At 54.5% G+C, this 23,243-nt stretch carries 20 protein-coding genes and 1 tRNA gene; 14 read left to right on the top strand and 7 right to left on the bottom strand.

The annotated features are described in order from the left end of the window. Window positions 1-244 precede the first annotated feature (244 nt). Window positions 245-784, top strand: coding sequence for a hypothetical protein (locus JF44_RS0100560; protein ID WP_238318336.1), 540 nt, complete (start codon window positions 245-247; stop codon window positions 782-784). Between the two features lie 374 nt (window positions 785-1,158). Here JF44_RS0100560 and JF44_RS0100550 read toward each other — a convergent pair whose 3' ends face one another. Next, a complete protein-coding gene (locus JF44_RS0100550; RefSeq protein WP_033067004.1) occupies window positions 1,159-1,458 on the bottom strand; it encodes a DUF4169 family protein in 300 nt (99 codons plus the stop codon). A 112-nt stretch (window positions 1,459-1,570) separates the two neighbouring features. After that, entirely contained in the window at window positions 1,571-2,689 is a 1,119-nt protein-coding gene (locus JF44_RS0100545; protein WP_033067003.1) for an OmpA family protein, read from the bottom strand. Window positions 2,690-3,028: 339 nt separating this feature from the next. On the opposite strand from JF44_RS0100545, the gene JF44_RS0100540 reads away from it, so the two are divergent. Next, a tRNA-Arg gene (locus tag JF44_RS0100540) sits at window positions 3,029-3,105 on the top strand. A 232-nt stretch (window positions 3,106-3,337) separates the two neighbouring features. Continuing rightward, window positions 3,338-3,859 (top strand): glycine cleavage system transcriptional repressor, encoded by a 522-nt coding sequence (locus JF44_RS0100535; protein WP_033067002.1) that lies wholly within the window; start codon window positions 3,338-3,340, stop codon window positions 3,857-3,859. Between the two features lie 15 nt (window positions 3,860-3,874). On the opposite strand, the gene JF44_RS0100530 is transcribed toward JF44_RS0100535, so the two are convergent. Next, window positions 3,875-5,035 carry a GGDEF domain-containing protein gene (locus tag JF44_RS0100530; RefSeq protein ID WP_033067001.1) on the bottom strand — a complete coding sequence of 387 codons (1,161 nt, stop codon included), beginning with the start codon at window positions 5,033-5,035 and terminating at the stop codon, window positions 3,875-3,877. Between the two features lie 380 nt (window positions 5,036-5,415). Between JF44_RS0100530 and JF44_RS0100525 the strand changes: the two genes are divergently transcribed. Next, window positions 5,416-6,405 (top strand): HpcH/HpaI aldolase/citrate lyase family protein, encoded by a 990-nt coding sequence (locus tag JF44_RS0100525; protein WP_033067000.1) that lies wholly within the window; start codon window positions 5,416-5,418, stop codon window positions 6,403-6,405. 73 nt (window positions 6,406-6,478) lie between these two features. Here JF44_RS0100525 and JF44_RS0100520 read toward each other — a convergent pair whose 3' ends face one another. Further along, a complete protein-coding gene (locus JF44_RS0100520; protein ID WP_033066999.1) occupies window positions 6,479-7,309 on the bottom strand; it encodes an NAD(P)H-dependent oxidoreductase in 831 nt (276 codons plus the stop codon). Window positions 7,310-7,411: 102 nt separating this feature from the next. Here JF44_RS0100520 and JF44_RS0100515 point away from each other — a divergent pair, with 102 nt between their 5' ends. Continuing rightward, window positions 7,412-8,323, top strand: coding sequence for a LysR family transcriptional regulator (locus JF44_RS0100515; protein ID WP_033066998.1), 912 nt, complete (start codon window positions 7,412-7,414; stop codon window positions 8,321-8,323). A 63-nt stretch (window positions 8,324-8,386) separates the two neighbouring features. Here JF44_RS0100515 and JF44_RS0100510 read toward each other — a convergent pair whose 3' ends face one another. Further along, on the bottom strand, window positions 8,387-9,409 hold the full coding sequence (locus JF44_RS0100510; protein WP_033066997.1) for a zinc-binding alcohol dehydrogenase family protein: 1,023 nt from the start codon (window positions 9,407-9,409) through the stop codon (window positions 8,387-8,389). 187 nt (window positions 9,410-9,596) lie between these two features. Here JF44_RS0100510 and JF44_RS0100505 point away from each other — a divergent pair, with 187 nt between their 5' ends. The 8 genes from JF44_RS0100505 to JF44_RS0100470 all read left to right on the top strand — a co-directional run bounded on the left by JF44_RS0100505 (window position 9,597) and on the right by JF44_RS0100470 (window position 19,745). Continuing rightward, the gene (locus JF44_RS0100505; protein ID WP_033066996.1) at window positions 9,597-9,965 is read left to right on the top strand and encodes a winged helix-turn-helix transcriptional regulator; all 369 of its coding nucleotides are present in this window, start codon (window positions 9,597-9,599) and stop codon (window positions 9,963-9,965) included. A gap of 205 nt (window positions 9,966-10,170) precedes the next feature. Continuing rightward, entirely contained in the window at window positions 10,171-11,127 is a 957-nt protein-coding gene (locus JF44_RS0100500) for an acetyl-CoA carboxylase carboxyltransferase subunit alpha (RefSeq protein ID WP_033066995.1), read from the top strand. Window positions 11,128-11,253: 126 nt separating this feature from the next. Continuing rightward, the gene (locus tag JF44_RS0100495) at window positions 11,254-12,075 is read left to right on the top strand and encodes an ion transporter (protein ID WP_033066994.1); all 822 of its coding nucleotides are present in this window, start codon (window positions 11,254-11,256) and stop codon (window positions 12,073-12,075) included. 128 nt (window positions 12,076-12,203) lie between these two features. Further along, window positions 12,204-12,983, top strand: a complete 780-nt coding sequence (locus JF44_RS0100490) for an MBL fold metallo-hydrolase (protein WP_033066993.1) — start codon at window positions 12,204-12,206, stop codon at window positions 12,981-12,983. 102 nt (window positions 12,984-13,085) lie between these two features. Further along, the gene (locus tag JF44_RS0100485) at window positions 13,086-16,343 is read left to right on the top strand and encodes an ABC transporter transmembrane domain-containing protein (RefSeq protein WP_033066992.1); all 3,258 of its coding nucleotides are present in this window, start codon (window positions 13,086-13,088) and stop codon (window positions 16,341-16,343) included. A 42-nt stretch (window positions 16,344-16,385) separates the two neighbouring features. Beyond that, window positions 16,386-16,631 carry a hypothetical protein gene (locus JF44_RS0100480; protein ID WP_033066991.1) on the top strand — a complete coding sequence of 82 codons (246 nt, stop codon included), beginning with the start codon at window positions 16,386-16,388 and terminating at the stop codon, window positions 16,629-16,631. 180 nt (window positions 16,632-16,811) lie between these two features. After that, entirely contained in the window at window positions 16,812-18,299 is a 1,488-nt protein-coding gene (locus JF44_RS0100475) for an NAD-dependent succinate-semialdehyde dehydrogenase (protein WP_033066990.1), read from the top strand. Window positions 18,300-18,344: 45 nt separating this feature from the next. Then, the gene (locus JF44_RS0100470) at window positions 18,345-19,745 is read left to right on the top strand and encodes an aspartate aminotransferase family protein (RefSeq protein WP_033067046.1); all 1,401 of its coding nucleotides are present in this window, start codon (window positions 18,345-18,347) and stop codon (window positions 19,743-19,745) included. Window positions 19,746-19,875: 130 nt separating this feature from the next. On the opposite strand, the gene JF44_RS0100465 is transcribed toward JF44_RS0100470, so the two are convergent. After that, entirely contained in the window at window positions 19,876-20,295 is a 420-nt protein-coding gene (locus tag JF44_RS0100465) for a hypothetical protein (RefSeq protein ID WP_033066989.1), read from the bottom strand. Window positions 20,296-20,524: 229 nt separating this feature from the next. Next, window positions 20,525-21,544: a TRAP transporter substrate-binding protein gene (locus JF44_RS0100460; RefSeq protein ID WP_033066988.1), complete on the bottom strand. Its 1,020-nt coding sequence runs from the start codon at window positions 21,542-21,544 to the stop codon at window positions 20,525-20,527. Window positions 21,545-21,763: 219 nt separating this feature from the next. On the opposite strand from JF44_RS0100460, the gene ehuR reads away from it, so the two are divergent. Continuing rightward, complete coding sequence (ehuR, locus tag JF44_RS0100455; RefSeq protein ID WP_033066987.1) at window positions 21,764-23,161, top strand: MocR-like ectoine utilization transcription factor EhuR; 1,398 nt, start codon at window positions 21,764-21,766, stop codon at window positions 23,159-23,161. Window positions 23,162-23,243: the final 82 nt, after the last annotated feature.

Genomic DNA, 23,243 nt, shown 5'->3' with positions numbered 1-23,243 from the left:
AGACGATAAAACGCGCAACGATCGACGGCAAATCCCTGCGCCTTTTCAATTTAATAGCCATCAAATGTGTTCTGTTTCACTCATGGGAATGAAAACTTTCATTCTCATGCAATCTTGTCTTCACAAGTTGGAAACATATCTGCAAACTATAATAACAATAAAGCAGCAGGGTTTATAAACCCGAGGAAGAGAAAAGCTGCTGACTTGGGAGGGAATTCGTTTTGACTTGAACGGAGGCCCATGAATGTCCAGTTCTATGGATTTCGCGCCTGGCGATCCCGCCTTGATGCTGACCGTGCTTCGCAGTGCCGAAGCAAACCTTGACCGCAGCATGTTGCTGCGCCGTGTCTTGTCTCTTTTCTGCACCGATGATGATGGCAATCAGATTACCATCGAAGACGGCCCTGATTTGAAGCGTCGCATCGATAGTGCCATAGCCCATCTTAAAATGGCGGGCCTGATCCGCGAAACAGCCAACGAAGAACTTTCCATCACATCCCTTGGAACAGCCATGATGATGGCCTATCCGCTCGGCATTGACGATGGCGTGCTGTGTTCGCTTCCCGCATTCCGCAACAGCATCTATGAAACCCATGCACCGGTTGTGCATGAACGCCACCTGCCAAATCCTGCATATGGCTCGGGTTTCTCGGCAGGCATTGATGCCCATCGCCTGACGGAAAACCCCTATCCCTCTGATTCCCGTGATCATGAGGACTGGTTGATGGGATGGGACGAGGCCCTTGACCAAGCCAAGCGCGAAGCAGAAACGCTTGTGAATTGAACTGAACTGAACTGAACCAAGCCTTGTCCAATGCGCTGACAAGGCAACCAAAAGATTTGTGATCAGCAACCGGCGACCCTGGCCTTTCGGTTGTGTGATTTGAAATCCCGGCGCAGAACGCCGGCCGCGCCGTACATGCATGATGTAACGGCCCCAAACCTGCCCGTGTGATACGTTTGCCGGTACAATGCTGGCAACCACACCAACAGCATAGGCAGCGGCTCAGTGCCCGCCAAATCCTGCCCCGAAGCGATTTCAGGTTTCAGCCTTATGCCGGGGAATTCAGAAACGATCAGCCCACGCCTCTTACCCCCCCGCCTCTCAGGGACTCTTGCCATCCGACAAAACGCCTAAACATGTTGCAATGCCGATGGTCAGTCGATGGCAGAAGGTTCGGGGGCAAAGATCGAAATCACATTATCCTCATCCTGCCCCTTTGTCTTTGGGGCCTTGGCGACAACATCTGTGACAGCATCATCGGTTAAAGGGGTAGCATCCTCATCAACACGCTTGTGCCCATCGTGTTGCTTCTCGGCATTCTGGCGTTGCTGATCGCTTAAAGTACGCTCATGGCGGGGCCGCCCGTGCAAGGCACGGTTTTGCTCGGCCGACTTGGCCTTTTCCTCACGCTGTTTGCGTTTGCGTGCCTGACGCAAATTTACAAGATCACCCATGACACACTCTTTTGCGCATTTCCCAGTCACCTGCGCCTAAAACAAACGGGTGCTTCGAAATTCGAAGCACCCGCATGGCCGTTCTTGAAATCCGTATGTCGTCCCGTCGAACTTAGCGCACGAAGACGTGCACCTCGTTTGCCGAGACGGATGCGCTGGTCGCATCAGATGCGCGCACACGCGAGCTTGGCATCCCCATATCGGTCAGGGACCGAAGGACTGCCTGTGCATTACGCTTGGATTTATTGGCGTTCAAGGCAACTTGTGCCGGGGTTCCACGATTCGGTGTCACCGCAACAACATCAAAACTTGCCTGCGGGCGACGTTCCAGAACACGGTTCACCGCGTTGTACAAGGCCTGTTCGTATTTCACGCTGGCCGTGTCAAAGCGAATAACCACCAATGGGCGGTCGCTTGTGGCTGCCATGCGCGATCCGGTCGATGCCGGTGCGGCTTGCGACTGGAAAACACGTTTGGAAAGCGAATCCCCGAAGATTTCGCCATTTTTAACAGCCAGAGCAAGCGCATTAAGGTTAGCACGCTCCGTGCTGACATATGACGTCTGACGGGCAAGGCTTTCACTGATTTCGTTAAGAAGACGATCAATCAACACCGTGGTCCGGTTGGTTTCATCTTCAAGCAGGGCCAACTGACGGTGATCTTCGTCAATCGCGCCTGAAACCTGATAGGCCGAGCGAACCGACTCAAGCAGGAAGGTCGACAGCGTGCTGTCGGCAGCAACCTTGTTGGCCAGCGAATTGAGCGCGGCAATATCGTCGTTCACACGGTCAAGTTCGCCCTGTGCGGTATTCCACTGCTGCACCAGAACCGGGTTGCCCGGGGTCGTGCCAACCTGCAGACGCGCGCTGATCGCTGCTACAGTGCCATGATAGGCCTGCGAGTGCGAGACCGTCTGTCCGCGAAGCTGTTGCAGTTCATTGCTATGCTCGTTCAGAGCCGCCTTCAGGCGGTTGAGTTCCTGCTGCATGTTCTCGACCTTGGAACCAACAAAGGTCCCGGTCTGAGATACACCGGTCAGCGGTGCCGTGCTTGCAGCAACGTCATAGCTGGTGGTGGTATTGGCACCAGACGGATCGGATACGACTGCATTTTCCTGCGTCGCCTCTTCTTCTCCGGCAAGTGTCGGCCACAAGGCCTCAGAAGAGAAAGAACATCCCCCCAGCATCAGGGCGGCGCCAATTACGGCAAGGTAGGTTTTACGAACGGCCATTTCGATCTATTACCTAAGTAGAAATATGCGAATCTCCCTGGGCCTGCTCTTTTTATCTAGGTGAAACAAGCCCCTGCTCCCCCGGGATTGAAAGCATCTTAGTCTACGACCACTTATGGAACAAGACGCATTTGCCCCTTTTTTGCCGAGTCTTGTCCTTAAACCCGTCAAACTGGACAAAGCCGGGCAAAACAGGGCCGTAGCAGCAAGGTAATCCGGGCCTTGCGAAAAAATGGTGAAATTTGAAATTTACCACTTGCAATGCCATGCTCATTTGCATAAGTTCCGCTCCGCCGACGGGGAGCACACATGATGCAAGCCGCCGGAACACAAGGCAAAGCGCCCGTAGCTCAGCTGGATAGAGCATCTGACTACGAATCAGAAGGCCGGGAGTTCGAATCTTCCCGGGCGCGCCATTCAAAGGCCCGACGTTACCCGTCGGGCCTTTGTCATTTCCGATCTATCCCCTCAATCCACGCCCAACATGCAAGAAACAGTTCTTGCGTGACCGCCCCCATCCCCCTTCGATCCTAAGACGTTGATGGCAGGCCAGACAAAGTCACTGCAGATCAAGCCGTCCAATGCTATGATTGGAACGGCATCAAGCCCCTTGCACAAAAAGAAAACTTCCATCGGACGGAGCGTCACATGAATGCCAACACCCGTATTACCATTTCCTGCGACGACCGTGTCGGCCTGGTCTCGGACATCACCGGGCGTTTGTTTGACATCGGCACCAATCTTGGCCCGACCTCCTTTGCACTGAACGGCGCAACAGCACGTTTCGAAACAACCTGTGAACTTCCCGATGATTGCCCGATATCGGAATGTGAAACCGGCCTGAGTGAACTCGCACTTGAAAATGCCGATATCACGGTCGAGGCGATCGCAGCAGCACCAAAACTGACCACCGCACCGGGTGCGACCCATCTGATTGAATGCTCGGGCGTTGATCAACCGGGGCTGATCGCACGTTTGTCGGAAATCTTTATCGAATATAAGGCCAACATCGTAAAGCTGGCGGCATCGGCAAGCGACGAGAAAGACGCACGGATTTATACCCTGCGTTTTGCGGTCGCCATTCCGCCCGAACGCGCCGCCAACTGCCTGGCAACCCTTGCCAATACGGCGGGCTCCATGCGGCTGGTCTTCAAATTTGATGAACTCTGATTGGGCGCGACGCCCTTAAAGAACCACGCGGTTTCGCCCGGATTGTTTGGCGTCATAAAGCTTTTTGTCTGCGCGCTTCAGAACCTGCCACGGATCGGTAGTGTCCTCGTCGCGTTCGGATATGCCAACTGATATCGTAACAGAGACGGTTTTGTTTTTCTCTGGCGGGGTGATCTTGTTTTCGGCGATGCGCTTGCGCAGGGCATCAAGCGGTTCCTGTGCGCGTTCTGCCGTGCGCCCGGCAAACAGAACGGTGAATTCTTCCCCGCCATAACGAAATGCCTTGCCGCCGCCGCCAACACGGGCCAGTTCACGCGCCACCTTTTTTAGAACAATATCACCAACGTCATGACCATAAGTGTCGTTGAACTTCTTGAAGTGATCAACGTCGAGCATCGCAATCGCATACTGGTTGCCCAACTCTGCCATCGCATGACCAAGCGCACGACGCCCCGGCAAACCGGTTAGATCATCAACAAAGGCCATCCGCCAGGCTTCCTGCGCCAGCCCGGCCAGGACAACACCGGTTGCGGCCAAATAGCCATATTGAATAAACCCGGTTCCCATGACGGTGGCGACACTGATCGCAATGACGGCAGCAGCAAAACTGGTTTCCAACGGTTTATGACGGATCAGCAACAAGACCACCGCCAGCACGGACAAGATCATGGCCGGATGGGGCATGGCATCAAGCACGCCCGTGCTGTCAAAGAACCGTACATCAAGCAGCTGATAAAGTGCCGAACCAACGTCTGGCTGCCCTGCAAGCATCAGCATGATGAATATCTGCAGGCCCAAGACCAGCATACGCGCAATACCGCGTGGGTTCAGCACCCCGCGCTCGGCCGTAAAGCCCAGAAACAGCAGATTGACTGGAATAAGATAAAGTGTCGCGATCCGAAGAAACGCCACCCCCTCGGCCGAAAACCCGGCCCCGTTGCCCACCAGAAGCCAATAGCAGATCAACAAAAGCAGCATCACGAAAACCGCACGACCACGGTTAAACCACCAACCGATCGCACTGCCCAGCGCTGCCAGCAAAAACGGCCCGTATCGCACCAGTCCGGATAATTCCACAGGCACCAACGTCGGTGACACCGCCAGCACCAAACAAGCACCCATGATAAGGACGGGTGCCAAACTGGCGGAAATGACGATGGAAAAAGCGCGACGCATGGGTCGTTTGTTACTACCTGTTGAGAAGACATGGGGAACGCGCGCGATGCATGGCGCCCCGGATATCGGCGGTAATCTAACGACAGTCCGGTTAAGGGGCTATTGCTTTATCGGGCTTATCCCGACTTTTTCTTAAATACTGATCGTCTCCGTCGAAAGCACAACGACAGAGCCTGTATTAAAGCTTGTCAGAATTCGCATTCGCACCATAGATTGACCTCAGGCTTACTGCGGCGCACAATGACCGCAGAACACATAACTGTCACGGCGGCCACGGTACGATCCCGAAAACGGGACGCATAAATACGCCACATGCTTCGTGCGATGACTTATCGCCTGCGATGCATTGATTAAATGACAGGTTCTGGAGAAACGTTACCATGAGCTTCACCACACCAACCCCGGCCCCGGCACGTCTGAACCGGTCCGAACTTGCCGTTCCCGGCAGCCGGATCGAACTGTTTGAAAAGGCCGCCAAATCCAAGGCCGATGCCATTTTCCTTGATCTGGAAGACGCCGTTGCGCCCAGCGACAAGGAACAGGCGCGCAAAAACATCATCGAGGCCATCAACGACATTGATTGGGGCGACAAGGTTCTCTCGGTCCGTATCAATGGTCTTGATACGCATTACATGTATCGTGACGTTGTCGATGTTCTTGAACAGGCCGGTGACCGGCTGGATCTGATCATGATCCCCAAGGTCGGCACCGCTGCCGATGTCTATGCGCTTGATATGATGGCAACCCAGATCGAAACCGCCAAAGGCCGCAAAAAGCGCATCGGGTTTGAACTGATCATTGAAACAGCCCTTGGCATGCAAAACATCCACGAAATTGCCGCCGCCTCCCCGCGCAATGAAAGCCTGCATTTCGGTGTGGCCGATTACGCTGCCTCGACCAAGGCGATGACGACCGGCATTGGCGGCCCGAACCCGCATTATGGCGTTTTGACCGACAAGGACGGTGACACGCCGCGTGACTATCACTGGGGCGACATGTGGCACTACGCCATTGCCCGCATGGTGGTTGCGGCACGCGCCAATGGTTTGCGCCCGATTGATGGTCCGTTTGGCGATTTTTCTGATCCCGATGGCTACCGCGCGCAAGCGGCCCGCGCCATGGTGCTGGGCTGCGAAGGCAAATGGGCCATCCACCCGAGCCAGATCGCCCTTTCAAACGAAGTCTATTCGCCTTCCGAAGAAGAAGTCACCAAGGCCAAGCGCATCCTTGAAGCGATGGAAAAAGCCCAATCCGAAGGCGCTGGTGCCGTCGCCCTTGATGGTCGTCTGATTGATATCGCATCCATCAAACAGGCCGAAGTCATGGTCCGTCAGGCCGAAGCCATCGCCGCACGCGACGCGGGCCAGTAACAGCCAAGACAAACCTAAATCACCAAATCAAAAGCGGGCTGGTAATAACGCCAGCCCGCTTTCATTTTCGCTGTTACGACACCAAACGCCGCACCCGTCCGCCCAGGACTTCTTCAGGATCTCCCGGCTGCACCAGATGAATGCGCGTACCTCTTTCCTGATGTCCCAGACCGGGTTTTAATCGACGATCGCGATCATAGTGCCCGCCATTTTGCGTACGATAGGGGATCGGTGCGTCGGTAAACAGCCCGGACAAACGGTCCTTGAATTTTTCTGCAACACCCCGCCAGCCGTCCGGATCAAGCCGATCACTGCCATAGACCGCAAATGGTTCCATCACCTCCATGCCCGGATAAAAAAGCATTCCATGCTGGATTGGCCATAAAACATCTTCAAGGCTGCCGTTAACCCCGCGGTCGCTGTAATGCGGGCCGTGCCCCCCGATCGGAACGATAACCATCGCACGACGACCGGCCAACGTTCCCTCGCCATACCGATCGCCCCAGCGTTCGGGGCCATGTTCGCCCACGCCATAGCCAAATCCGTTGGCAAACACACGGTCAAACCAGCCCTTCATGATGGCGGGCATGCCATACCACCACAGCGGAAAGCTAAACAAAACGGCATCGGCCCAAAGCAATTTGTCCTGTTCTGCCCGGATATCACTGGTTTGCGTTCCGGCCTTAAAGGCACGCTTGGACTCCCGGATGTATTTCAAGCGTTCTGTGTCTTGAGGCGCGCTAAAATCATTGGCATCAGCAACGGCCTTCCAATTCATGGCATAGAGATCGGAAACCTTGACCTCGTGCCCATCTGCACGCAAATGCGCAGCAGCCAGATCCTTGAGCGCGCTGGTCAGCGATTGCGGTTCCGGGTGGGCATGGATAATCAGGATATTGGACATCGGGCCCGTCCTTATTTTCTGTTGATCACGTTTGATGCGTGATCATGGCCCAGGTTTTTGCTATATCTGAAATTCAATATTTTATGTTCTGGTATAAACTCAATGGATATAAGCAAGCTTGATCTCAACCTGCTTGTCACACTCGACACCCTGTTGGCCGAGCGCAATGTCAGCCATGCAGCCAAGCGACTAAACCTGAGCCAGCCGGCAATATCCACACGGTTGACCCGTCTGCGCGATTTATTGGGTGATCCGCTTCTGATCCCGGCACAGCGGGGCATGATCCCGACAGAACGCGCGCTGGAACTTCAGGCCCCCTTGCATGCCGCCCTCGAAGGCGTCCGGCAGGTTGTGACAGAAAGCAGCCCGTTTGATCCATCAACTGCAACGGCAACCATTGCCATTTCTGCCAGCGACTATGTGCAGTATTCGATCCTGATGCCGTTTTTGAACATCCTGCGTGCCGAGGCGCCCGGCATCACGGTTGCTTGGCGGACCATTGATATGATGGCGCTGGAAAAACAAATGGCCGCGGGTGAAGTCAGCCTTGCCCTGACCACACCTCAAGCCACGCCCGATACCTTGCGCATGCGCAAAATCTATCGCGAAGAATATGTCGCGATTGTCCGCAAGGGGCACCCGGCGCTTTCAAGCGCCAACAGCCTTGATCTGGAAACATTCTGCGACCTTGTTCATGTGATTGTATCACCCGATGGCGGGGGGTTTCACGGGCCGACCGATGATGCGCTTAGCGCTTTGGGGCGCACACGCAACATCGCACTGTCTGCACCCGGATTTCTGGTTGTGCCGGAAATTATCGCCTGCAGTGACATGATCGCGCTTGTGCCCGAACGTGTTGCCAAAGGTCGCTCGCACAATCTGCAAATGTTTCCCCCACCGCTGCCTGTGACGGGGTTTGATATGGCCCTGGTCTGGCATGACCGCGCAACCAGTCACCCCATGCATCGTTGGTTGCGCGACAGGCTGGCCACCTTGGTAAAACAAGGCCGTTAACCGCCCATGAAAAAGCCGCCTCACACACGCGAGGCGGCCTTTATCTAGTCCAATTTCAGGTAATCAGTCAGCGATACCTTCAAAGGTGATCTTGCCGATTGCCTTGCCACTTTCAAGCAACGCATGCGCTTTCTGAAGGCTTTCCGGCGACAACGCGCCAAAGCTTTCATTGGCCGTATTGGTGATCGTTCCGTCATCAACCAATTGGGCGACCGTCGTCAAAAGCTTGTGCTGCTCGATCATATCGGCCGTTTCAAACATCGAACGGGTAAACATGAACTCGTAGGAGAAGCTGGCAGACTTGGCTTTCAGGAGATCCACATTGTGGTTTTCCGTGGCCTCGGTAATCGTCACGATCCGGCCCTGCGGAGCGATGATTTCGGCCATCACATCAAAATACTGATCGGTTTCCGAGGTGCAGAAAATGTAATCGACATTGGCGACATCAATCGCTGCCAGTTCATCATTTAGCGGATTGCGATGATTGATCACCTGATCTGCACCAAGCTTTTTGACCCAATCAATGGTTTCCGGGCGCGATGCGGTCGTAATCACCTTAAGACCTGCAAGCTTGGCCAACTGAATGGCGATGGAGCCGACACCACCGGCCCCCCCGATGATCAGGATCGATTTCGATGCGTTGGCATCCGTTGCGGTGCGATCAATCAAAAGTCGGTCAAACATTGCTTCCCACGCCGTGATGCTCGTCAACGGCAAGGCAGCAGCGGCGGCAAAATCAAGTGACTTTGGTTTCGGTGCCACAATGCGCTCATCAACCAGCTGGAACTGCGCATTTGACCCCGAACGGGTCACATCACCGGCATACCAAACTTCATCCCCCGGGCGGAACAGGGTCACATTTTCGCCAACAGCCTCGACAGTACCGGCTGCGTCCCAACCAAGCACCTTGAATTCACCATCATCCTGCTTGCCCTGGCGGACTTTGAAATCGACCGGATTAACCGCGACACCTTTTACCCGAACGAGGATGTCATGGCCCTCGGCCACCGGGATATCTGTTTCGATCTGGGTGAACAGGTCCGGGGTTTCAACCGGCGCGGATGTGTAAACACCAATGGCTTTCATTTCTGCATCCTTTTCATCAAAGGTTTGAATTGTGAATGCAAAACAAATAGACCATAATCACGATTATGATAAGTACGCACAATTTATGCATATAGTATCAATTTGTATACTATTGCGACTTTCTGCGGAAAACGAAACAGCATCGCGCCTTCCCCGTCGATATCGACGCCGTCAAAGGAGACACCTGATGAATATCTGCCCGCCCAACAGAAGCCCCGGCTGCCCGGTCGAGGGGGCGCTTGATGTGATTGGCGGCAAGTGGAAAGGTGTTGTGATGTTCCATCTACTCGATGGCACCAAACGCTTTAACGAGCTGCGCCGCATGATGCCCGGCGTGACCCAGCGGATGTTGACCCGCCAGTTGCGCGAACTTGAAGCCGATGGACTGGTGCACCGTGAAGTCTATGCCGAAGTGCCGCCGCGCGTTGAATACAGCATGACGCCAAAGGGCGAAACTTTGCGCGACATCATTCTGGCACTTAAAGACTGGGGCGAGACCCACGTGCCCTACTACGCGCTGTCAAAACAACCATCGCCAGAAAGCGAAACGGCCTGACTGCCGACCTTGGCCTCCAACACTGTGATCTGAAATACTGCCTGAATACTGGACGTATGACATTTCGACGTGCAGACTGCCCGGCATGAACGCAGACGCAGGCCATGTTACGCAAAATTTGCCCCCCGATATCCTCAGCCCTTGACGTGGCGGGCCGATATACTATGTTCCGCTCCATTGTTTCCCAGTCGGATATGATGCCCTGATGCATAACTTCCTCGATTTTGAAAAACCGATCGCCGAACTTGAAGGCAAGATCGAAGAGCTCCGTCACCTGACGGGCAATGACGAAGTCAACATCGCAGACGAAGTCTCGCGCCTGCAAGACAAGCTGACAAAGCTCTTGCAAGGCACCTATGGCAAATTGACGCCCTGGCAGAAAACCCAGGTGGCGCGCCATCCTGATCGTCCGCATTTCACCGACTATATCGCCAACCTGTTCGAAGATTTCACCCCGCTTGCCGGTGACCGCCAGTTTGGCGAAGATGCCGCAATTATTGGCGGGTTTGGTCGTCTTCAGGGGCGCACGGTAATGGTGATCGGGCATGAAAAAGGCCGCGATACCGAAACCCGCGTTAAACACAATTTCGGGTCGGCCCGTCCTGAAGGCTATCGCAAGGCAATTCGCCTGATGCGGATGGCTGAACGGTTCAACATTCCGGTTGTCACTCTGGTTGATACCGCCGGTGCCTTCCCCGGTGCCGATGCCGAAGCACGTGGCCAGTCCGAAGCCATCGCACGTTCAATCGAGGCCTGCCTTGATATCAAGGTTCCGTTGGTATCGGTTGTCATCGGCGAAGGTGGTTCGGGTGGTGCGATTGCGCTTGCCGTTGCCAACAGCGTTCTGATGCTTGAAAATTCGATCTATTCGGTGATCTCGCCGGAAGGTTGCGCATCGATCCTGTGGCGTTCTGGTGACGAAGCCAAAACAGCGGCCGAAGCGCTGCGCCTGACCGCACAGGATCTTTTGCAGCTTGGCGTGATTGACGAGATTGTCCCCGAGCCACTTGGCGGCGCACAGCGTAACGCCAAGGAATCCTGCAAACGGGTTGGCGATGCCATCATCAAATCACTTGAAAGCATGGACAATGTCGAAGGTGGCGTTCTTAAAGCACGCCGCCGTGACAAGTTCCTTGAAATGGGCCGCAAAGGCCTTAATTGATTTCTCATTCAGGGCGCAGGACACCGATAGCGGTGCTGCGCCCTGTCGTTATTTTCCGGCGCAGTCTGTCCGTCGGTGACATCCGGCAAAATGATGCGCCCATTTCCGACTTGGTCGGGAGGCATCATGAACATTCTTCGCCGGATTGTTGAATCCAACCGTTTTAAAAACTTTATCACCGCCGTCATCGCAATAAATGCGGTGATCCTGGGTCTGGAAACATCGACGACCGTCATGGACATGGCCGGTCCTGTTCTGCATTTCCTTGATCAGCTTGCGGTCGCGATCTTTGTCGTGGAATTGTTGATGAAGCTTGCGGTTTATCGATTGGCCTTCTTCAAGAAGGCCTGGAATATTTTCGATTTTACCATCGTCACGATAACGCTGCTGCCCGCCGGTCAGGGCCTTTCCGTACTGCGTGCGTTGCGTATTCTACGTGCCTTCCGCCTGATTTCCACAGTGCCTTCCATGCGCAAGGTCGTCGAAGCACTGATGCGGGCCATTCCCGGCATGGTTTCCGTCCTGACACTGCTGTCGCTGGTGTTCTATGTGTCGGCTGTGATGGCAACAAAACTGTTCGGTGAAGGTTTCCCTGAATGGTTTGGCAGCATTGGCGCGTCGCTTTATTCCTTGTTCCAGATCATGACGCTTGAAAGCTGGTCGATGGGAATTGTCCGCCCGGTGATGGAGTCTTATCCGCAGGCGTGGCTTTTCTTTGTGCCGTTTATCCTGATCACGACGTTTGCGGTCCTGAACCTGTTCATTGCGATTGTCGTGGATGCCATGTCCACACATGTCGATGTTGAAGAAAACATAACCCGCGACGGGATCGAGCTTGACCACACCGAAATCATGGCAGAACTCCGCGCTCTCAGGGCCGAAATGGGCAAGCTTGCCGATGCACAAAATCGGGTTCCCGAGAATACGTCGTCGGAAAAAAACCAGTAAATGTGATCCCCAAAGACGGGCGGTCAGAAACGGCTGTCGGTAAAAATTAGAACTTTCCTCATAAAAGGGGGTGGTTAAACGCCCCGAACCTCGTCTAATCTTTCGACAAAATATCGGGAGATCGGGGAATGAAGCTTACGTTTGCGGGGACAGGTTCAGCCTTTTGCATGGCTGCCGACAACTTTCAGAGCAATATGGTTCTGGAAACCACCCCGTCAGGCAACGATACACCGCAGCGCCTGCTGATTGACTGCGGTTCAGATGCGCGCCACTCGCTGCGCAACCTTGGTCATATGCCAAATGACTTTGAGGGCGTCTATATCAGCCATTTGCATTCCGATCATATCGGGGGTCTGGAATGGATGGCGCTTGCCAATTATTTCGTCTTTGACGGTCACCGCACGAAACTGCTGGCGGTTAAGGAATTGCTTGAACCTCTATGGGAACATTCCTTGCGCGGCGGGCTGGAAACCAGCGATCATGGCAACAGCGAACTGTCGTCGTATTTCGATGTTGTACCGCTCACCACCAAGGACGGCTTTGACTGGCAGGGCATGCATTTTGATATCATTCCCGCCCCGCACGTTGTAACCCCTGAAAATACGATGTTCTCCTATGCCTTGTTTGCGCATGGCAAAAACACATCCTTTTTCCTGACAACAGATGCGATTTTCAATCCCAAAGACCATATGCCCTTCTACAAAAAGGCCGATATCATCTTTCAGGATTGCGAATTGGGCCCCCGGCATTCAGGGGTACATGCACATTACGATCAACTCGTTACCCTGCCCGACGACGTAAAGGCCAAAATGTGGCTCTATCATTATCAGGCGTATGACAAGCCCGACGCTCAGGCGGACGGTTTTTGCGGGTTCATTGACCCGGAACAAAGTTTTGATCTTGGTTGATCAGACTTCCGGATCATAATCTGCATCAGGGTCCTGACCCTGCCCAAACAAAAACGAGCGCCCGGAACACAATGGTTCCGAACAAAAAGGTGGGACGTGCGAATGCCCAAATCGGTTTTTGCCTATATCTGGCGACATAGCCGGCTGCAGCAGATCATTCTGACAGTGATCACGCTGGCGTCATTCCCGTTCCTGTATTACTCGCTCGACCTGCCCAAACAGATCGTCAACGAGGCCATCGGTGGTGCTGGCGCGCCTTATGATTTTGCCGGCGTTTCAATGACGCAGGTCGAATATCTGTTCGCGCTCTCGGGGGTTTTCCTTGCCCTTGTTTTTGTCAATGGCGGCTTCAAGTATTTCATCAACGTCTATCGCGGCGTGATGGCCGAACGGCTTTTGCGCCGGTTGCGCTATTTGCTGTTTGATCGGGTTCTGCGCTTTCCTGTTCCGCATTTTCGCAAAACAAGTCAGGGCGAAATTGTTTCCATGATCACCGCCGAAGCCGAACCGCTTGGCGGTTTCTTTGGCGAGGCAATTTCACTGCCGCTCTATCAGGGCGGCATCCTGATTACGATTTCTGCCTTTATCTTCATTCAGGATCCGTTGATGGGCCTTGCGGCCATCGCCTTTTATCCCTTGCAGGGATATTTGATCCCGAAACTGCAAAAACGCGTCAATCTTCTGGGGAAACAGCGTGTTCAGAACGTGCGGCGCATGTCTGAGCATATCGGTGAAGCCGTTGGCGGCGCGACCGATATTCGCGCCAACGAAACGCAAGGGTTCGAGCTGACCCATTTCACCCAGCGTCTGGGGCGCATTTTCGATATCCGCAAGGAAATCTATTATCGAAAATTCTTTATCAAGTTCCTGAACAATTTCATCGCCCAGATCACCCCGTTCTTTTTCTATTCGATTGGCGGTTATCTGGTGATCACAGGCGACCTTAGCTTCGGCGCACTGGTGGCAGCCCTTGCCGCCTATAAGGATATGTCCGCCCCCTGGAAAGAACTTCTGGCCTATTACCAGCGTCTGGCAGATGCGCGGATCAAATACGAACAGCTTCACGAACAGTTTGAACTGTCCGACCTTGCCCCCGAACATCAGCTCAATGCAACTACATCACCGGCCCTGACCGGCCCGCTTGATGTCAGCGCGCTTTCATGGACCGATGATGACGGCACACGCGTGGTCGAAAACGTGTCCTTTAACATGCCCCTGCCGGGCAAGGCGCTTTTGATCGGATCATCAGACAGCGGCAAATCGCAACTGGCCCGTCTTCTGGCCCGTATCCTTGATCCCACCGACGGACGCATCCAGTTTAACGACCTTGATGCATCGCGCCTGCCTGCGGCTGTGGTCGGGCAACGTCTGGCCTATGTCGGGGCGGATGCATATCTGTTTAACGGCAGCATATCCGACAACCTGTTTTATGGCTTGAAACACCGTCCGATCATCATTGATGCCAACAGTGACGATGCCAAACCAATCGCGCCATCTGGTGACAATGACACTCCCGCGCCCGAAAAGAGGAAATCGGGCAAGGCCATTGCAACAACCCTGTCGACAAGCTCTGACGAAGCGGCTTTCCCCGACCCGAAATTTGTTGATGTGATTGAACTTTCCGATCCGGCAGAACTTCCGTGGAAACTGACCCGCGAAATGTATGACGAGATCAAACTTTCGGGCAACATCCCCTATGATCCATCAGCCGATTGGGTCGATTATGTCGGGCCGGGCTTTAAATCACGCGATGACCTGCAGCGCGAATTGATGCGGCTGCTTGAGGTCGTCGGCCTTGATCGTGATATCTATCGCATCGGTCTTCAGCGCCGTATCCGCCCCGATGAGCGCCCCGATCTTGTGCAGTCGGTGCTTGATGTCCGTCCGCGCCTTAAGGAAATCCTTGCCGAACGTCAGTTGTCCGACCTTGTCGAACCCTACGACTTTGAAAAATACAACGACAACGCACCGGTTGGCGTGAACCTGATGTTCGGGACACCGTCACGCACGGAATTCAAGCGGTTCGACTTCCTGTCGCATCCCTATATGCAAAACAGCCTGCGCGAAAACGGCCTGTACGACAAGATGGTCACGATGGGCCGTGAAACGCTTGATCTGATGATCGAACTGTTTACCGGCCTGCCGCCGGGGCACGAATTCTTTGATCGCTACAGCTTTGTCTCGGCTGATGAAATTCCCGAAGTCAAAAACATCCTGCGCCGGACCGACGGTGTCGCAATTGATGATATGCGCAAGGAAGACCAGTTGCAGCTTCTTGATGTTGCGATGCATCTGACCCCGGCACGTCACCGTTTGCGTGTGATTGATGATGACTTCCGCGAACTTGTCTTGCAGGCCCGCCCAAAGGTCCGCTCCAACCTGCCAGAAGAACTGGCAAAATATATCGACTTCTTTGAAACCGATGGATACGCACCGGCCGCACCTATCCTTGACAACCTGCTGTTTGGTCGGTTTGCCTATGGCCGTGCGAATTCCGAAGAACGGGTCGGCGAAGTCCTGTTTGAGATCGCCCATGAAGGCGGACTTTACGAAGGATTGGTTGCACTGGGCCTTGAAAGTCAGGTTGGCGTCGGCGGCAGCCGGATGTCACAGACATTGCGCCAGAAGATCGCCCTGGTCCGTGCCCTGATCAAAAATCCTGATCTTCTCATCATTGACGAAGGTCTATCTGCGCTTGACCGCGAAACCCGCGAAAGCATCGTCAACTACCTGACCGGCGAAACCGATCATACCAGTCTGGTCTGGGTCGATGATGATGATCATGATAGCGACAAGTTTGACACATTGCTGCACATGTCCAATGGCAAGCTGGTCAAACGCAAAAGCACCGCTGATGACAGTGCTGCCGACACCGACGAACCCGACGAAGAAAGCTCTGCAACCGGTGGCGACATCGATCAGGAGGTCCGCCTGCTGCGTACCATTCCGCTGTTCTCCGGTCTTGATCCAAGTGTCGTCAAGCTGCTTGCCTTTACCAGTCCGCGCCTGACATTCAAACATGGTGAGGTTCTGGTAAAACAGGGCGATCCGGGCGATGCGGCCTATATTGTCATTTCCGGACGCGGCGAAATCTGGTTGACCACCGATGAACACCAAACCCTGAAACTGCGTGATGTTCATCCCAAGGAAGTCATTGGTGAAATTGCCCTGCTTGTTGATGCGCCGCGCTCGGCCACGATCCGTGCAGTTGAAGACATGACAGTCCTGAAACTTGATAAGGCCGAATTCCTTGGTCTGGTAAGACAGGACCAGGCGGTTTCCAATCAGCTGATCCGTGTTCTTGCCGATCGCCTTGATCAGACAACCAAACAGCTGTCAGCAGCCCGCAACAATGGCTAACTTCAGTACCCGACCGTGATCAGAAACAAGACTTGATCCTTTATGAATAAGATCGCCTCCATCCTGCTTGCCGTCGTGCTTGCCGTTATCATGCTTGGTGGTTTTGCTGCCCTTGTTGGCGGCAGCATCATTGGCGGGTTGCTGTTCATTGTCGGCATCCCGGTTGCATTTCCAATGACGACCAGCGTTGTTGTCCTTTTCTTTGCGGTGATCATCATTCGTACCGTGTTGGAAAAACGTCGTCAGAAACGCGAAGTGCAAAACTACCTCGACAGCCCAAAAGACTGATTTTCTGCGGTTTGTCGCATCTGGCAGAAAAAACACATCGATTTTGCCACCTCGGGCCAAAAAAAACGCATCAAATGGCGCCGAGTTCGGTCACCTCCTCTGAACGCCTGCTGCTACCTTCCTCCCAGTTCAATGACATGCTTCGCGCAACCCGCGCCAAGCTTAAGGAAGGAGGCCACCATGACGGCACAATCAAAGGAACAGCGTTGCGTATCGCTCAGCCAGCTTTCCGATCTGCGTTTGCTGCGCGAACATGCCTATATTGATGGTCGCTGGTGCTCGGCTGACAACCTTCAGGTGATCGAAGTCACCAACCCGTTTGACGGCAACTTCATCGGCACCGTTCCGAACATGGGCGTTCACGAAACCCGCAAGGCCATCGCGGCTGCCCGGGAAGCTTTCCCGACATGGGCAGCCCTTCTGCCCCAGGAACGCAGTGCCGCTTTGCGTCGCTGGCATGATCTTCTGATCGAAAACAAGGAAGATCTCGCCCTGCTCATGACGCTTGAACAGGGCAAGCCGATCAACGAATCCCGCGGCGAGATTGATTACGCCGCAAGCTTTGTCGAATTTTACGCCGAAGAAGCCAAACGGGTGAATGTTGAAAACATCACATCGCACCTTCCGGGTCGCAACATGACGGTCAAGCGTGAGCCGATTGGCGTCACCGCCGCGGTCACCCCGTGGAACTTCCCCTGCGCCATGATCACACGTAAAGCCGCCGCCGCACTGGCAGCAGGCTGCACCATGATTGTCCGTCCGGCCACCGAAACGCCGTTTTCCGCCACCGCACTGGCCGAACTGGCCGAACGTGCCGGCATTCCGGCTGGCGTGTTTAACATCGTCACCGGCGATCCGAACCCGGTGGTGGGTGAGCTTTGCGGCAATACCGAAGTCCGCGCCCTGTCCTTTACTGGTTCGACCGAAGTTGGCCGTTTGCTCCTGTCCCAGGGCGCACAGACCATCAAGAAAATGTCGATGGAACTCGGTGGTCATGCGCCGTTCATCGTCTTTGATGATGTCGATCTCGATGAAGCGGTTGAACATGCGCTCAATGCCAAATTCGCCACCAGCGGGCAGGATTGCCTCGCAGCAAACCGCATCTTTGTTCAGCGCGGTATTTACGACGATTTCCTTGATAAATACGCCAAGGCGATCGCCAATCTGCGCGTTGGCAATGGCATCGAGGAACATGTTGAAATCGGCCCGCTGATGCATGACCGCGCGGTTGGCAAATGCGAAGAGCACGTCACCGATGCCCGGGCAAAGGGCGCACGGGTTTTGACCGGCGGCAAGACAATGGGCGGGCTGTTCTATGCGCCGACCCTGCTGGCCGATGTCACAAGCGACATGCAGATCTACCGCGAGGAAACCTTTGGTCCGGTCGCACCTGTCATGGCCTTTGATTCCGAAGACGAAGTCGTCGCCAAAGCCAACGACAGCGAATACGGGCTTGCGGCTTATCTGCTGACCAGGGACAACGACCGTGCCGCACGTGTTTCAAATGCGCTGGAATACGGTATGGTTGCTCTTAACTGCGTGAAGATTACCGGCGCACCGATCCCGTTTGGCGGGGTCAAGCAATCCGGTCTTGGCCGCGAAGGATCGCGCCATGGTCTCGAAGAATTTACCGAACTCAAATACGTGTGCGCGGCCTACAAGGCATAGCCTGCGCACTTGGCGCCACCACAGCATTCACATGGGAGAATGAAAATGAATGTCATCAAAAACACCACTGCTGATCTGCAGGAAATGGACCGGGCGCACGTCATGCACCCCTCGACCCATATGCGTCAGCACGCCGACGGCGAAACCCCCAACCGCATCATCAATGGCGGCAAGGGCATCTACATCCATGACACCGAAGGCCGCGAAAGCCTCGATGCGTTCGCCGGTCTCTATTGCGTCAACATCGGCTACGGCCGTACCGAAATTGCCGATGCGATCTATGCCCAGGCCAAGGAACTTGCCTATTACCACACCTATGTCGGGCACAGTAACGAAGCAATCATTCGCCTGTCAGACCGTATCATCAAAAGCGCGCCCGAAGGCATGCAGCGCGTCTATTACGGCATGTCGGGATCGGATGCGAACGAAACCAACATCAAGCTGATCTGGTACTACAACAACATTCGCGGCCTGCCGCAGAAAAAGAAAATCATCTCGCGTTGGCGCGGGTATCATGGCTCTGGCATCATGACCGGCAGCCTGACCGGCCTTGCTGCCTTCCACAATGCATTTGATCTGCCGCGTGCGCCGATCCTGCACACCACCTGCCCGCATCACTACTGGAATGCAGAGGCCGGTGAAACCGAAGCCGAATTCGCCAAACGCTGTGCCGATGATCTGGAAAAAATGATCCTGCGCGAAGGCCCCGAAACCGTTGCCGCCTTCATCGGCGAGCCGGTCATGGGCACGGGCGGCATCATCACCCCGCCAGAAGGCTACTGGGAAGCCATCCAGGCCGTTCTGAACAAATATGACGTTCTGCTGGTTGCTGACGAAGTTGTCACCGCATTTGGTCGTACCGGGTCGTATTTCGGCTCCCAGCATTACGGGATCAAGCCGGACCTGATCACCATTGCCAAAGGTGTGACATCGGGTTACCTGCCGCTTTCGGGCGTCATTATTGGTGAGCGCGTCTGGAAAGTCCTTGAACAGGGTTCTGATCAGATGGGCCCGATCGGCCATGGCTGGACCTATTCCGCGCATCCGGTTTGTGCGGCTGCGGCCAATGCCAACCTTGATATCGTTGATGGTGAAAACCTGACCGGCAACTCGGCTGAGACGGGTGGGTACTTCCAGAAACGCCTGCGGGAAACCTTCAACGAACATCCGCTGGTTGGCGAGGCACGTGGTGTTGGCCTGATGGCAGCACTTGAATTTGTTGCCGACAAAACCAAGAAAGAGCGTTTCGACCCGAATGCCAAAATTGGTCCGCGTGTATCGGCTGCCTGCCTTGAGCGTGGCATGATTGCCCGTGCCATGCCGCATGGTGACATCCTTGGCTTCGCACCGCCGCTCAACATCACCAAAGCTGAAGTCGACAAAGTCATCGACATCGCCAAACAGGCCGTTGATGCGGTTGCCGACGAAGTTGCCGCTGGCAAATAAGCCAAACTGATATCACTGCGATATCACCCATATTCGCCGCGTCATTCCTTCTTCCCGACGTGGCGATACACAGGGGCCGGGCCCATGACCGGCCCCTGTTTTTATGCCTGAGCACCGGAAATCCAGCGCATCAGCAGTTGGTCTCAAACTTGCCATCAGAACCTTTTTTTGACGACACCGTGCAACTGCCTGTCGGGCTGCCCGATGCATTGATGATTGTAAGTTTGATTTCGGCATTTCCGCCGGTCGTTGCTGGCTTCCACCAGATCGACCCGGAACCATCAGATCCAGACAGATTCAAATAGGGCGCAGCCGCCGTGTTGGTCACCCCGGCAACGACGTCGGGATTCGCAGAATTGCTCAGCGCATCCTCTACGGTCACCTCTGCCGCATCCGGCGATTTCTCGGCCAGCTCGGCTTTGGAAATCGGCACACCATTGGGGTTGCGAACCTCGGCTTTTGGCGCGGTCACAAGCGTTCCAAGCAACAGCACCGCAAACATAATCGCCGGGAAGATAGCATCGCGGACACCGTGAAGCAGGTTGAACATATTCACAGCCAGATCCTTTCACGTCAGTTTCATCACCACAGTCCGATCATCGGAAAGGGCACGTGTTAGACGCGGGACGCTTGATGTTGTGAGCATCCCAAGGGTGTATCAACAAACCTTCCTGTCCGGATTTCCTGGCGTCAGAACCCGTAGGCCAGGACAAACAAAAACCCCCGCAAGCATCGCCTGCGGGGGTTTTGCGAAATCCCGTTAAATCGGGGACGTCGAATTACATCGCGGTACCGAATTCTTCGCGAAGCGATTTCAGCACTTCTTCGGTGTCACCACCGACTTCTTCGACAAGGCTTGCGCCAACGCCTTTGGAAGCTTCCTTGAAGACCGAACGCTGTTCTTCATTCAGACGGATAACTTCGATTTCCGGCTTGGCTTCCTTGATGCGTGCAAGGGCTTCTTCGTTTGCTTTTGTCTGGGCGTCATAGATGAAGTCGTCCAGTTCGGCTTTAACTTCTGCCAGCATCTCTTTGCGCTCATCAGACAGGCCATCATAGAAGGCGGCATTTGATACCACGGTGGTGGTGTACTGCTGCTGACCGGCATAGATCAGGTAATCGGTCACTTCGTAGAATTTCGCACTTTCAACGAAGAAGATCGGGTTGACCTGTGCGTCGATCACGCTGGTCTGAAGACCGGAATAAACTTCACCCCACGGCAGGGCAACCGGATCAGAACCAAACGATTTATAGGTTTCGATCAGGATCGGCGATGTCATCACACGGAATTTCACACCGTCGAAATCAGCCGGTTTTTCGACCGCTTTCTTGGTGGTCCAGACCATTTCACCTTCCGGATACATGGTATAAAGCTTAAGCCCCTTGGACTCGAAATCCTTGGAAAGGCCTTCATAGATGGTCGGGCTGGACGACAGGACTTTCTTGTTCACTTCGTTATCCTGCGACAGCAGGTAAGGAACGCCGAAAACCTGAATTTCCGGAACGAAAGTACCCAGATGGCCCGGCGACGCGTTGGAGAACTGAACAGCGCCCGCAGCGGTCAGCTCGGTAATGTCGTTCTCTGTACCCAACTGGCCATAGGTGTAGATGGTAACGGTCACATCGCCATCGGTCTTTTCTTCGACCAGACGTTTGAATTCCTGTGCATAAAGATCCTGGACATCACCCGGGCTTTCTTCGTGGGCGAATTTCCATTCCTCGGCGTGGGCGGCGGTTCCGGCTACTGCAAACAGGGCAGCAGCAGAAAGAGTCGCCTTAAGAAGTTTGTTCAAACTCATATCGAAGTCTCCCTGGTTGTCGCGCGCAACGACGGGCGATTAGGCCTACAATCGGCAGCGCTAAATTAAATTTCAGAGTCATAAACGCGCAAAGTGTTGAAATGTTCCTGCATCAGGTCAATGCTAGTTTTGTATCATGACAAATTAACAGTAACGCCTACACATCCGACCGCCAGCCATGTTAGGGTCTGAAAAAACATCAGGGATGGAAATTGTGTCATGTGGCTACCAGAAATCGACCTCAGCGGCGAAACTGGTCCGAAATACAAAACGCTTGTCGAAGCAATCATTACCGATATCGAGTCCGGAAGACTGCGGCATGAAATTCGAATGCCAACGCACCGTGAGCTGGCCTACCGCCTAAAAGTCAGCGTGCAAACAGTAAGTGCGGCCTATAAGGAAGTTGAACGTCAGGGGTATCTGCGCTCTGAACGCCGGCGCGGAACATTTGTTCAGGCGCGCCTGACCGACCGTGCGTCATCCTTCATCCTCGACAGCCGCCAGCCAGATGTGATTGACCTCTCGATCGTGCGCACGGCATTTACCGACTTTCACACAGACCTGTCGCGCCAGATGCATGCCAAACTGGCCGACGAACCTCATCAAAGCTGGATGGAAAGTTGCCGACCGGTTGCGGGTTTTGAATACCACCGCGAGATTGGTCGAAGCTGGCTTGCAAGCATGGGGGTAGACGCCGAAGTTCCCAATATCCTGATCACCAATGGCGCCGCCCAGGGCGTCTTCACCGCCCTGTCGACCATCGTGCAACCTGATGACGTGGTGCTAACAGAAAGCCTGACGGACCATGGGGTTATCGGCTCGGCGAGTATCCTGCGCTTTAAACTCGGCGCACTGCCAACCGATGACGAAGGCATCCTGCCCGACGCGTTCGAGCGCGAATGCAAACAACGTCAGATCCGTGCCCTTGTCGTCACACCGATCTTCACCAACCCGACAAACTGCCTGATGGGTCTGGAACGGCGCAAACAGATTGCCGAGATCGCCGAACATTACGGCGTCTACGTGATCGAGGATGACGTCTATCGACCACTTCTTGAAGAAAACCTGCCGCCGATCACAAGCTTTCTGCCCAAACTCGGCTTCCATGTTTCAAGCCTGACCAAAATCGTTATGCCCGGACTTCGAACCGGCTTTTTGACCGTGCCCCAACACTTGTCAATTCGTGCCAGCAGCGTTTTGCGCGTCACCGGATGGATGGGGACTCCGTTGATGGCAGAGATCGGCGCACGCTGGATTGCCGATGGAACCGTTGAACAGGCCGTCACAGTCCAACGTGCCTTGATGCGTGAACGACAAGCTCTTGTCGCAGAAATTCTGGGGGATGCGGTCGTGCGTCATCACCCCACATCCCTGAGCGCCTGGGTCCGAATCCCCGAACACTGGCAGGAAGAATGGTTTGCCTCTGAACTGCGCAAAAACGGCGTGGCTGTTACGATTTCCGACCCGTTCATGACGGTAAAAGTCCCCCGTCCGAACGCCATTCGTCTTTGCCTTGGCGGGGCACCAGACACACCGACAACGCATCGCGCCCTGATCCAAATCCGCCATACAATGGATCAGATGCCGGGCGTACACGGCTTCGACGTCATGTATTGATTTTGTCTCATGACAAAAATCTGATTGAACCGCCACAAAGCGTTTTTATTCTGGCATAACTGGCGCGAAGCGAACGGCATCC

This window comes from Thalassospira australica, from assembly GCF_000763295.1.
Classification (GTDB): Bacteria; Pseudomonadota; Alphaproteobacteria; order Rhodospirillales; family Thalassospiraceae; genus Thalassospira; species Thalassospira australica.
Note: the sequence above shows the minus strand (reverse complement) of the source record. Positions and strands in the feature narration are given on the sequence as shown.

Coding starts and splice junctions, on each gene's coding strand:
- JF44_RS0100545 (WP_033067003.1), bottom strand. CDS start 2,689: ATGGCCGTTCGTAAAACCTACCTTGCCGTAATTGGCGCCGCCCTGATG.
- JF44_RS0100485 (WP_033066992.1), top strand. CDS start 13,086: ATGCCCAAATCGGTTTTTGCCTATATCTGGCGACATAGCCGGCTGCAG.
- JF44_RS0100525 (WP_033067000.1), top strand. CDS start 5,416: ATGAGCTTCACCACACCAACCCCGGCCCCGGCACGTCTGAACCGGTCC.
- JF44_RS0100560 (WP_238318336.1), top strand. CDS start 245: ATGTCCAGTTCTATGGATTTCGCGCCTGGCGATCCCGCCTTGATGCTG.
- JF44_RS0100460 (WP_033066988.1), bottom strand. CDS start 21,544: ATGAGTTTGAACAAACTTCTTAAGGCGACTCTTTCTGCTGCTGCCCTG.
- JF44_RS0100495 (WP_033066994.1), top strand. CDS start 11,254: ATGAACATTCTTCGCCGGATTGTTGAATCCAACCGTTTTAAAAACTTT.
- JF44_RS0100550 (WP_033067004.1), bottom strand. CDS start 1,458: ATGGGTGATCTTGTAAATTTGCGTCAGGCACGCAAACGCAAACAGCGT.
- JF44_RS0100530 (WP_033067001.1), bottom strand. CDS start 5,035: ATGCGTCGCGCTTTTTCCATCGTCATTTCCGCCAGTTTGGCACCCGTC.
- JF44_RS0100500 (WP_033066995.1), top strand. CDS start 10,171: ATGCATAACTTCCTCGATTTTGAAAAACCGATCGCCGAACTTGAAGGC.
- JF44_RS0100465 (WP_033066989.1), bottom strand. CDS start 20,295: ATGTTCAACCTGCTTCACGGTGTCCGCGATGCTATCTTCCCGGCGATT.
- JF44_RS0100480 (WP_033066991.1), top strand. CDS start 16,386: ATGAATAAGATCGCCTCCATCCTGCTTGCCGTCGTGCTTGCCGTTATC.
- JF44_RS0100505 (WP_033066996.1), top strand. CDS start 9,597: ATGAATATCTGCCCGCCCAACAGAAGCCCCGGCTGCCCGGTCGAGGGG.
- JF44_RS0100510 (WP_033066997.1), bottom strand. CDS start 9,409: ATGAAAGCCATTGGTGTTTACACATCCGCGCCGGTTGAAACCCCGGAC.
- JF44_RS0100490 (WP_033066993.1), top strand. CDS start 12,204: ATGAAGCTTACGTTTGCGGGGACAGGTTCAGCCTTTTGCATGGCTGCC.
- JF44_RS0100470 (WP_033067046.1), top strand. CDS start 18,345: ATGAATGTCATCAAAAACACCACTGCTGATCTGCAGGAAATGGACCGG.
- JF44_RS0100520 (WP_033066999.1), bottom strand. CDS start 7,309: ATGTCCAATATCCTGATTATCCATGCCCACCCGGAACCGCAATCGCTG.
- ehuR (WP_033066987.1), top strand. CDS start 21,764: ATGTGGCTACCAGAAATCGACCTCAGCGGCGAAACTGGTCCGAAATAC.
- JF44_RS0100475 (WP_033066990.1), top strand. CDS start 16,812: ATGACGGCACAATCAAAGGAACAGCGTTGCGTATCGCTCAGCCAGCTT.
- JF44_RS0100535 (WP_033067002.1), top strand. CDS start 3,338: ATGAATGCCAACACCCGTATTACCATTTCCTGCGACGACCGTGTCGGC.
- JF44_RS0100515 (WP_033066998.1), top strand. CDS start 7,412: ATGGATATAAGCAAGCTTGATCTCAACCTGCTTGTCACACTCGACACC.